Annotated in this window: 4 protein-coding genes; 1 reads left to right on the top strand and 3 read right to left on the bottom strand. The window is 51.2% G+C overall.

Going from position 1 to position 1,372, the window contains the following annotated elements:
- On the top strand, positions 1 to 186 hold a 186-nt coding region (locus ACEE09_RS09275; protein WP_449084091.1), incomplete at its 5' end, for a hypothetical protein.
- Between the two features lie 42 nt (positions 187 to 228).
- On the opposite strand, the gene ACEE09_RS09270 is transcribed toward ACEE09_RS09275, so the two are convergent.
- From ACEE09_RS09270 to ACEE09_RS09260, 3 genes are read right to left on the bottom strand one after another with little or no spacing between them, the layout of a single operon-like run.
- Positions 229 to 459, bottom strand: a complete 231-nt coding sequence (locus ACEE09_RS09270) for an integrase core domain-containing protein (RefSeq protein ID WP_449084089.1) — start codon at positions 457 to 459, stop codon at positions 229 to 231.
- Positions 460 to 489: 30 nt separating this feature from the next.
- Positions 490 to 723 carry a DDE-type integrase/transposase/recombinase gene (locus ACEE09_RS09265; RefSeq protein ID WP_449084093.1) on the bottom strand — a complete coding sequence of 78 codons (234 nt, stop codon included), beginning with the start codon at positions 721 to 723 and terminating at the stop codon, positions 490 to 492.
- Positions 714 to 1,124 carry an IS3 family transposase gene (locus tag ACEE09_RS09260; protein WP_449084087.1) on the bottom strand — a complete coding sequence of 137 codons (411 nt, stop codon included), beginning with the start codon at positions 1,122 to 1,124 and terminating at the stop codon, positions 714 to 716. Before ACEE09_RS09260 ends, ACEE09_RS09265 begins: the two co-directional genes overlap by 10 nt.
- Positions 1,125 to 1,372 lie beyond the last annotated feature (248 nt).

Genomic DNA, 1,372 nt, shown 5'->3' with positions numbered 1-1,372 from the left:
CTCTACGGGGCCGGCTATGTGCTACGGGTGAGGTTATTTTTGTATGATGGAGCGCTTCGAGGGATGCAAGAGGAGGCGCTTAAAGCCATTTTGCTTGCCTTGGCCTTCTTCAGCGACGTTAGCGTTAGGCATGTGGCTCATTGCAGTGACAAAGGCCGGACGGAAGACCTCTCGGAATTTATCTAAGTTCTGCGTTTGAGTGATATGTACGTGGTTTAGTTCCGACAATTATAAGACCACTAAAGCACCATCAACCACCTCCTGCGGAGTCCGATAACCAAGACCCTGATGCAACCGGCCAGTACTCCACCAAACCACCCAGCCAGCAGTCTCAAACTCCAGCTGACCAACAGAACCAAAAAGCCGGCCCCGCACCATCTCAGCCTTATAAGCACCATTGACGGACTCAGCCAAAGCATTATCATAAGAATCCCCAGTCGAACCCACCGACAGTTGCACACCCAACGCTTTCAAACCCTGGGTGTAATCCTACGCAATATACTGCGAACCACAGTCAGAATGATGCACAATCTGCGTCAAATCAGAGCCACCCTTCCTCACTTCAAAAAGCGCCTGCTTCAACGCCGTCAAAGGCATCCCCAGAGTATGCATAGTTGAAGAAACACCCCAACCCACAATCTTCCGGGAAAACACATCAGTAATGAAGGCCGTATAGCAAAAACCTGAATAGGTTCTGACATAGGTGAAGTCTGCTACCCACAGTCTGTTAGTGCATCAGCGGTGAAGTTGCGCTGAACCAAATCAGAACGGTCATCAATCACTGTGGCCGCTCTGGTGGTAATAGGTTTACGACCCCGATGAGCACCAGCAACACCGGCTATTTTCATGAGTCGGTAGGTCTGATCCCGACCAATATCCCAGCCGGCACGCCTCATGGCGTGCCACATCTTGCGCACACCATACACGCCATAATTCTCTGCATGGATTTTCACCAGTTCAGGAATCAGAAGCTGGTCCTTCAAAGTACGTGCTGCAGGAACACTAGCCTTAGCGGCGCGGTAGCCGCATGAGGTGATGAAACCACCAGCGAGGTTTTCTTGTAGTGCGGTGCAGATGTTCTCAACCCCGAAACGATTCCTATACCTATCGATATAGCGGATCATGATTGGGCTGGACGGTCGAGTTCTGCCGCGAAAAAGCTGATGCTGTCTGTAGAATCTCGTTGGTTCGCTTCAACTCGGCGTTTTCTTTGCGTAGGCGTCGGTTTTCTGCTGCCATATCAGTGGTGGTGCCGGGGGTGCTGCCAGCATCGATTTCGGCTTGTTTGTGCCATTGGGACTGTCAGATTAACGGTGTAAACCCACAACAAATCTAGCGACCAGCCACCTGCGGCAACCGATCACCAAAAACA

This window comes from Rothia sp. 88186D007BW, assembly GCF_053544215.1.
The sequence above is the reverse complement of the archived record's forward strand: the minus strand, read 5'-3'. Positions and strand labels throughout refer to the sequence as shown.